Below are 8350 nucleotides of genomic sequence, written 5' to 3'. Positions count from 1 at the left end.
TCGCGGAAACGGGCGTTGAAGCTTTCGCAGTATCCGTTCTCCCAAGGCGATCCAGGTTCGATGTAAGCCGTTTTCGCGCCGACAGCTTTGATCCAGTCCTGTACGGCTTGAGCAACGAACTCCGGGCCGTTGTCAGACAGAATGAATGCTGGCACGCCGCGCAGGATGAACAGGTCGCTCAGCACATCGATGACGTTGCCTGAGTTCAACTTCCTGTCGACACGGATCGCCAGACATTCCCGGCTGTACGCGTCAATGATGTTGAGCGTACGGAACGCCTTCCCATCGTCCGTCCGGCAATGCACGAAGTCATATGACCAAACATGGTTTGGATGCTCAGGCCGCAACCGGACACACGATCCATCATTCAGCCAAAGCCGTCCTTTTCTTGGTTGTTTCATTGGCACCTTCAGCCCCTCTCGTCGCCACAGTCTTTCGACGCGCTTGTCGTTCACATGCCAGCCAGCATCTCTGAGCATTGCTGCAATCCGACGATAGCCATACCGTCCATATTGCCGGGTTAGCTCGATCATATCCGCCACCAAGCGCTCTTCGTCCGGGCGACCGGCAGGTGCTTTGCGCTGTGTCGATCGGTGTTGTCTGAGAACGCGACACGCGCGGCGTTCCGAAACGTTCCATTCTGCACGAACACGATCAATGCAGGACGGCGACGAGCGGGGCTCAGAAGTTTCCCTTTGCGGCCACCGCCAGGATCAGCTTGTCCAGGGTCAGATCCGAAACGGCCTTGCGCAGGCGCTCATTCTCTTTCTGAAGACGCTTAAGTTCCTTCAATTGGTCCGTGCCCATTCCACCGTACTTTTTCTTCCAGCGGTAGAACGTCTGTTCAGTCACGCCGATCTGGCGGATCGCATCCAGACGCGGCATCCCTTGCCCCGTCAGAACCTCAACCTGCCGTAACTTCGTAACAATCTCTTCTGGCTTTGGTCGCTTGTTTGCCATCTGTTTCCTCCGTTTTCCTAAACATAGCGGAGGACCACTTCAGTGGGGGAAGACCACTTATCGAGCAAACGGCGAAAAGCGATCATCGAATATTCTGGCGAATTGGTTAACCGCTGTCAGTCATCCTCTGACGTTGCGTGACGTGCCCGCGGATCGCCAGATGGATCAGCTTCTCGCCGGTATCCTCGGAGTGGAACGAGCCCCGCGTCTTGATCGATTTCCGGATCACGCTGTTCAGGCTCTCGATCCTGTTCATGGTATAGATCACCCGGCGGATTTCCGAGCTGAAAGCAAAAAATAGGGTCACCTCGGCCCATGCCAGTTGCCAGACCTGGGCGATCGAAGGATATTGCCTGCCCCAGACCTCGTCGAATTCCTCCAGCGCGTCCTGGGCCGCCTCGGCGGGCTCGGCGCTGTAGACCTCACGGAGCTGTCCACAAATCGCAATCCCTCTCAACCACATGACCGACCGCAGTCAGGTCGCCTATGGGCGGATCATCTGAACGGGCCGGGAAAGAGGCAAATACGCCCTAAGCTTTATCTATTGAACACGCTACAGCAGACCCACACAGTGAATGATTTTCAAGCAGACATCGAATTGTCACATAGGTGATATTCCTGAAAAGTGACGAGTGCCTTAGTGTTGGCGATGCTGGGCCACCAAAGGACCTGCGCTCATGAAGCGGGCGGCACTGATCAAGGCGGGGGGAAACCCTGTCCTTTCTGGGAGGATAAAAATGAAAATGAAAGTTTTGAGTTCAGTCGCGGCACTTGTCATCGGTCTGACCGGGTCTGCGGCTCTGGCAGAAACCGTGTTGCGTGTGGGGTCCGTTGCGCCAACGCAATCGCCTTGGGGTGCCTGGATCACCAAAGTTGCTGAACAGGTCGAAACCGTGTCCGGAGGCGAGCTGAAGCTGCAACTGCTGCTGGATGGTCAGATTGGCGACGAGGTCACCATGACCCGCCAAGCCCAGAAGGGCCGTCTGGACATGATTTATGTGACCAATGACCCGCTGTCGGTGGTCATGCCTGAATTGGAGATCATGTCAGCCCCCTTTTTCTTTGACAGCACCGAACAGGGAACCTGCGTTCAGCACAACCACCTGGCGGGTATTCTTGAGCCGCTGATGGCGGAAAACAATCTTGTGCCTGTCACCTGGATGGAAGTCGGTCACACCAACATCTTCTCGTCCAGGCCCGTCCGCATGCCCGAAGATATGGGCGGTTTGAAGATCCGCGTCGCCAACGGGATCATCAAGCGCGACTTCATGAGCGCGCTTGGCACAACCCCGTCGCCGCTCAGCGTTGCTGATATGATCCCCGCCTTGCAAACCGGCACGATCGACGCGGTCAATATCCCGACCGTCTACGGCATCGCTGTGGGCATTCCGAAGCTAGCGCCGCATGTCACCGTCACGCAGCACTACCGCCTCGTCGGGTCGCTCGCAATCTCGCAGCGCGTCTGGGACAAGTTGAGCGACGAGGAGCAGGGCTGGCTCATGAGCGTCGCGCCGATGGGTGCAGAGCTGTCCGAAATGATCCTTGGCGCGGAAAAGGCATTGCTTGGCCAGATCGCCGAGGCGGGCGTGGATGTGCATTACCCGACCGAAGAGGAACTCGCTGCGTGGCGTGCCTCTGCAGACGGTGTGCTTGACGCTTCGCTTGCCGAGATCGGCGGCCAGTCGGAAGATATCCGTGCCAAGCTGGAAGAGGCGAAAGCAGCCTGCGGCTCTTGATAACCCACTAACGGAAGACCCGTATCATGCGCCTGTTCGTTCAACTCCTCTTGTGGCTCGAGTCAACGGTTGCCGTCCTTGCCTACCTTCTGACGGCAACCCTTCTGCTCAGTCAGGTTCTCGCGCGCGAGATCTTCACCACGAGCATTGACGGCGGTGCAAAGGTTGCAGTTCTCTCGGCGATCATTGCGGGCTCTCTCGGCATGGTTATTGCGACCGGCGAAAATGCCCATCTGCGACCGACGTTTGCAGATGGGGTCCTGCCCTACAAATGGACGCCACGGGTGGGCGACATCCTGTCGGCGATCCTGCATATCTTTCTTGGGTATTTCGCCATTAAGTTCGTCGTTCAATCTCACGAGTTCAAGGACATGGCAGAGCTGATCCGTGTGCCGCTCTGGCCATTCCAGCTGGTCTTTCCATACATGTTCTTCTCGTCCGCCTTCAAACATCTGATCTTTGCCTGGCAGCCCGAGTGGAAGCCGCGACCCATCCTGAGGGATTGACGCCATGACTGCACTGATCCTCCTGGCCATCGTGGTTGGCCTTCTGGTCCTGCGTCAGAGCGTGGTCCTGATCCTGCTGATCGCAGCGGCATATATTCACTTTTTCTACGGTGACGGCGAAGTCGTCTACCTGATCGAAGACATGTGGGCCGCGCTGGATAGCGAGGTTTTGCTGGCCATTCCGATGTTCATGCTGGCCGGGGCGACTATGTCGACCGGTTCAAGCGCGCAGCGCCTGATTGATGTGGTGCGCGCCTTCACTGAATGGTTGCCGGGCGGCATGGCGATCGCAGCGGTGTTGTCTTGCGCGATCTTCTCGTCGATCTCCGGCTCGTCCGCAGTCACGCTGCTGGCGGTGGGCACGGTGCTGTATCCGGCACTCAAGGACGCAGGCTATGACAAGAAATTCGCCCTTGGATCGCTTTCGTCGGCGGGCACCCTTGGGATCATCATCCCGCCCTCCATCCCGCTGATCATCTACGGAATTATCACCGAGACCAGCATCGCGGATCTGTTTCTGGCAGGCATCATCCCCGGTCTGCTGCTGACGGCGATCCTGTCCTTCTACGGCTTTTTCCGGAACCGTCATATTCCACCGAAGCCCTTCTCATGGCCCCGGGCCGCCCATGCGCTACGCGAAGGCATCTGGGCATTGATGTTGCCCGTCATCCTTCTGGGCGGCATCTATTCGGGCTACTTTGCACCAACCGAGGCTGCGGCGGTGGGTCTGGCCTATGCGCTCTTTGTCGAGCTATTCATTCACCGCGAGCTTGGGTTCCTGGCCTTCTTCGGCATCTTCAAATACACCGCGCAGCTGCTCGGCTCAATCTTCCCGATCCTTGCTGTGGCCATCTCGCTGAAGTCGTTGCTTGCCGTTCAGGGCGTGCCGCAGGATTTCGCCGCCTTTCTGTCGGACACGTTCACTTCAAAGATCACCTATCTGATCGCGGTCAACATTGCGCTGCTGATCGTGGGCTGTTTCGTGGATGCGATCCCTGCGATCCTGATCCTTGGCCCGCTGTTTTACGCTGGGGCAGCGCAGTTCGGTATCCACCCGGTGCATTTCGGGATCATCATGGTGGTCAACCTTGAGCTGGGCTTCCTGACCCCGCCCATCGGCCTGAACCTGATCGTGGCCATGACTGCATTCAAGGAGAAATTCTCGACAGTGGTCCGGTCGGTTCTGCCGTTCCTTGGCCTGATGGTGTTCTTCCTGATCCTGGTGACGTTCATTCCATGGCTTTCCATGGCGCTGATCCGGTAGCACAAGATAAGGAGCCGACTATGGCCTATCCCAAGCCTCTGGCCTTTCGCGGTCTGAACAAGGCGTTTCAACTCGGGCAGATGGTCGGCGGTGTACCGCGCGCGCTCGACCCTGAGAAGCTGATGAAGAAGGCCAAAAAGCGGGTGCGCCTGAACGATTATGGCGATCCCTACTTCAAGGAAGGTTTGGAGGTGCTCTGCGACAGCATCAATACGGATGCGCGCGTCAACGCATATGGCTATTTCCTTGCCGAAGGCACGATCCTCAACTTTCTGGAAACCCGCCTGCTATTGCAGGACCGGCGCAATCGCGATCACGCCGACATCAGGACCGAGCTCATCTCGCCGCTCATTGTCTCTGGCCTCGCCCGCACAGGCACGACGGCGCTGCAGCGCATGCTGTCCGCCGCGCCCGATTGCCATGGCCTGGAATGGTGGGAGCTGAACCTGCCGATGAACCGCAACGCCAGCGATTCCGCCGAAGACCGGATCAAGACCGCCGAGGCGATCATCCGCCCACGCGAGCTGTTCACCCCGCATCTGGATGCGATGCATTATATCCGGCCGCATACGCTGGAAGAGTGCTTCTGGCTGATGGGTGGCACCTTTGCGGCGCGGACCATGACCGAATTCATGGTCGTTTATAAATACATGGACTGGTACTACGCCTCGGCCGATGCGGATAAGAAATACGCCGATTACGCCGACCTGTTGCGTATATTGCAGGCGACGCATCCGGGCAAAAGATTGGTGGTCAAATCCATTGAGCACCTCGAAAACCCGCATCTGATCCTCAAGCATATTCCCAATGCGATGCTGGTTCAGACCCACCGCCAACCCACGGAATGCGTGCCCAGCTATTGCTCACTCAACACCTTTGTCTGCGATCTGACCTGCGACGATCTCGATATGCACCGCCATGGCCGCGCTATCTTGGATCTGAGCGACAAGAGCATGCAGGCCCATCTGCGCAACCGCGTCGGGCTGGAGCATAAGATCTACGACCACAAGTACACCGACATGCTGAAAAGCCCGGTCGCCTGCGTCCGCGGTGTGCATGAAAAGTTTGGTCTGGAGTGGTCAGACGAGGTGGCCTTCACCGTTGGTCAGCACACGCGCGAGCACCAGCAGCACAAATACGGCAAGCACACCTACAAGATCAGCGATTTCGGCCTCTCCGAAGACATGATCAACGAACGCTTTGCGGGCTATATCGATACTTATCTGGGCCGCGACTGACGCGGCTCTAGACCACCAGACGCAGGATGCCGCCGCTGGCCAGAACGATCAGCAAAGCCAGACTGATGGGCCGATAAAATTTTTCGTTTTCCGGCGTGAACCCGGCGCGTCCCAGCCAGAGTCCGATCACAAACGGCACGAAGACCAGCAGGACACGCGCCAGCGCCTGAACCGTCAGAATACCCATTGCAACCTGCCAGAAAACACCCATCGCGCCGCTGATCATGACCCCAAGGATCATCGTCGCCCGGACGGTCCGTGGCGGCAGATCCAGCGCAAGGACATACAGCGCGTGCACCAGGCCGCCCGCATTGGCCAGACCCTGAATTAAACCGGCAGAGACGCCAACGACGGCTCTCGAAGCAAATCCGCGCCCGAAGGGCAGAGGGATACGCGCGAGCTGGAGCGCAGCCAATCCGGCCACCACTCCCAACACGATCAGCCGCGACAGGTCGGGGTCCATCGTCTTGGTCAGATAGAGACCGGCCGGCAGCGCGATGAAGGCGAAACCGACCAGCGGTATTGTCAGACCATAGTCGGCTTCCTTGATGCCGCCACGAACCAGAAAAGCCGACGCGATCAGCTCTAGCAAAAGGCAGACCGGCAACAGATCAATCGGCGCCATGACCACGGTGGCCAGCGCCATGACGGTGGCAGAGGCGGCGAAACCGGTAAAGCCCCGGACGAGACCGGCCACAAACACCGACATGGCGAGGAACGCCAGCGTGCCGTTCGAGAGGTCGGCGATGTCAAGCATGGACGCGACCTTTTGCCGATGGTGAGCTGATCACGGGTTTGCTTTCGCGACAAACGCCCCGTTGCGATAGTCGGGTTTTCCATAGGTAAAAGCAGTGCCGTCCGGCAGTTCCACGATACCCCCGGACGCGCGCAGAACTGCGTCGCCAGCGCCCGTGTCCCATTCCATCGTCGGCCCGAAGCGTGGGTAGACATCCGCCTCTCCTGCGGCCACAAGACAGAATTTCAGCGACGAGCCTATGGAAACGGTTTGCGTGATCCCGTGATCTGCGAGCCAGGCGTCGGTCGCCGCGTCGCGGTGCGAGGCGCTTGCGACGGCGACCGCGCCGCTTTGAGGGGGCGTTTTGCGGGTCGTGATCGCGCCTTTACCCTCTTCCTCAGCCCCCAATCCAACCGCGCCGGTGAACATGCGATCAAGCGCAGGTGCATAGACCACGCCCATCACCGGCACGCCATTTTCGATCAGCGCAATGTTGACCGTGAAAGAGCCCTTGCCGTCCCGTTTGAGGAATTCCTTGGTGCCGTCCAGCGGATCGACCAGAAAGAACCGCTCGGGCGCCTTCAGGTTGTGGCTGGCGGCATTCTCTTCGGAAATAACGGTCACATCGGGGGCCATTTCCGCCAATGCGGGCAGGATCACAGCTTCGGCAGCCTGGTCTGCTTCGGTGACAGGGCTGCCGTCGCCTTTGAAATCGGCCTCGGGATCCTTGGCGTAGACGTCCATAATTTTCGCCCCCGCCGCCCGCGCGACGGGTTTGAGCGCGTCAATCATCTCTTGGTAGGTCATTGGTACGGTTCCTTATGCCGTGATCAGGCCCATGCTTTCGAGCTTGAGGATCACCTGGTGGGCGCAGTTGTCGACGTCCGTGCCTTCGGTCTCGACGCGCAGCTCGGGGTTGGCAGGAACGTCATAGGGGTCGGAGATCCCGGTGAATTCCTTGATCTTGCCCTCGCGCGCCAGCTTGTAGAGACCCTTGCGGTCGCGCTTTTCGCATTCCTCGATGGTGGTCGCCACGTGGACCTCGACGAAGGCGCCGTACTGCTCCACGTCCTCACGCACCGCGCGACGGGTTGTCGCGTAGGGGGCGATGGGTGCGCAGATCGCGATGCCGCCGTTCTTGGTGATCTCGGAGGCCACATAGCCGATCCGGCGGATGTTCAGGTCACGGTGCTCCTTGGAGAAGCCCAGCTCGGAGGACAGGTTCTTCCGCACGATGTCGCCATCGAGCAGCGTCACCGGACGGCCCCCCATCTCCATCAGCTTGACCATCAGCGCGTTGGCAATGGTGGATTTGCCGGAGCCGGAGAAACCGGTGAAGAACACGGTGAAACCCTGCTGGGCGCGCGGCGGTTTCGTGCGGCGCAACTCGCGGACCACCTCGGGGAAGGAGAACCACTCGGGGATTTCCAGACCCTCGGCCAGACGGCGACGCAGCTCGGTGCCGGAGATGTTCAGGATCGTGACGTTATCCTTGTCTTCGATCTCGTCGGCAGGTTCGTACTGGGCGCGCTCCTGCACATAGACCATGTGCTTGAAGTCCACCATTTCGATGCCGATCTCGTCCTGGTGCGCGCGGAACAGCTCCTGCGCGTCATAGGGACCGTAGAAATCTTCGCCCTGGCTGTTCTTGCCCGGACCGGCGTGGTCGCGGCCCACGATGATATGGGTGCAGCCGTGGTTTTTGCGGATGATCCCGTGCCAGACGGCTTCACGCGGGCCGGCCATGCGCATGGCGAGGTTCAAGAGCGACATGGTGGTGGTCGATTGCGGGTACTTGTCCAGCACCGCCTCGTAGCAGCGCACGCGGGTGAAGTGGTCCACGTCGCCCGGCTTCGTCATGCCGACCACAGGGTGGATCAGCAGGTTGGCCTGCGCTTCCTTGGCGGCGC

The 8350-nt window shown here is 59.2% G+C and carries 8 protein-coding genes and 1 pseudogene; 4 read left to right on the top strand and 5 right to left on the bottom strand.

Features of this window, described 5'->3' with window-relative positions; all coding sequences use genetic code 11:
- Both FEV53_RS18875 and FEV53_RS18870 read right to left on the bottom strand, forming a co-directional pair.
- A pseudogene (locus tag FEV53_RS18875) lies at nt 1–960 on the bottom strand (IS3 family transposase); the annotation flags it as partial.
- Between the two features lie 106 nt (nt 961–1066).
- A complete protein-coding gene (locus FEV53_RS18870) occupies nt 1067–1417 on the bottom strand; it encodes a transposase (RefSeq protein WP_221931679.1) in 351 nt (116 codons plus the stop codon).
- 280 nt (nt 1418–1697) lie between these two features.
- On the opposite strand from FEV53_RS18870, the gene FEV53_RS18865 reads away from it, so the two are divergent.
- Genes FEV53_RS18865 through FEV53_RS18850 form a run of 4 tightly spaced genes read left to right on the top strand, consistent with a single transcriptional unit; the run spans nt 1698 to nt 5704 of the window.
- Nucleotides 1698–2696: a TRAP transporter substrate-binding protein gene (locus FEV53_RS18865; RefSeq protein ID WP_185962330.1), complete on the top strand. Its 999-nt coding sequence runs from the start codon at nt 1698–1700 to the stop codon at nt 2694–2696.
- A gap of 26 nt (nt 2697–2722) precedes the next feature.
- On the top strand, nt 2723–3202 hold the full coding sequence (locus FEV53_RS18860) for a TRAP transporter small permease (protein WP_142836243.1): 480 nt from the start codon (nt 2723–2725) through the stop codon (nt 3200–3202).
- Between the two features lie 4 nt (nt 3203–3206).
- The gene (locus FEV53_RS18855) at nt 3207–4466 is read left to right on the top strand and encodes a TRAP transporter large permease (RefSeq protein WP_142836242.1); all 1260 of its coding nucleotides are present in this window, start codon (nt 3207–3209) and stop codon (nt 4464–4466) included.
- A 20-nt stretch (nt 4467–4486) separates the two neighbouring features.
- On the top strand, nt 4487–5704 hold the full coding sequence (locus FEV53_RS18850; RefSeq protein WP_185962329.1) for a sulfotransferase family protein: 1218 nt from the start codon (nt 4487–4489) through the stop codon (nt 5702–5704).
- 7 nt (nt 5705–5711) lie between these two features.
- On the opposite strand, the gene FEV53_RS18845 is transcribed toward FEV53_RS18850, so the two are convergent.
- From FEV53_RS18845 to FEV53_RS18835, 3 genes are all read right to left on the bottom strand, one after another.
- Nucleotides 5712–6461, bottom strand: coding sequence for a TSUP family transporter (locus tag FEV53_RS18845; protein ID WP_142836240.1), 750 nt, complete (start codon nt 6459–6461; stop codon nt 5712–5714).
- A 30-nt stretch (nt 6462–6491) separates the two neighbouring features.
- Nucleotides 6492–7247, bottom strand: a complete 756-nt coding sequence (cysQ, locus tag FEV53_RS18840) for a 3'(2'),5'-bisphosphate nucleotidase CysQ (RefSeq protein ID WP_142836239.1) — start codon at nt 7245–7247, stop codon at nt 6492–6494.
- A gap of 12 nt (nt 7248–7259) precedes the next feature.
- A partial coding sequence (locus FEV53_RS18835) for a bifunctional sulfate adenylyltransferase/adenylylsulfate kinase (RefSeq protein ID WP_142836238.1) occupies nt 7260–8350 on the bottom strand: 1091 nt, incomplete at its 5' end.

This window comes from Palleronia caenipelagi, from assembly GCF_007004065.1.
GTDB classification, from domain to species: domain Bacteria; phylum Pseudomonadota; class Alphaproteobacteria; order Rhodobacterales; family Rhodobacteraceae; genus Palleronia; species Palleronia caenipelagi.
The sequence above is the reverse complement of the archived record's forward strand: the minus strand, read 5'-3'. Positions and strand labels throughout refer to the sequence as shown.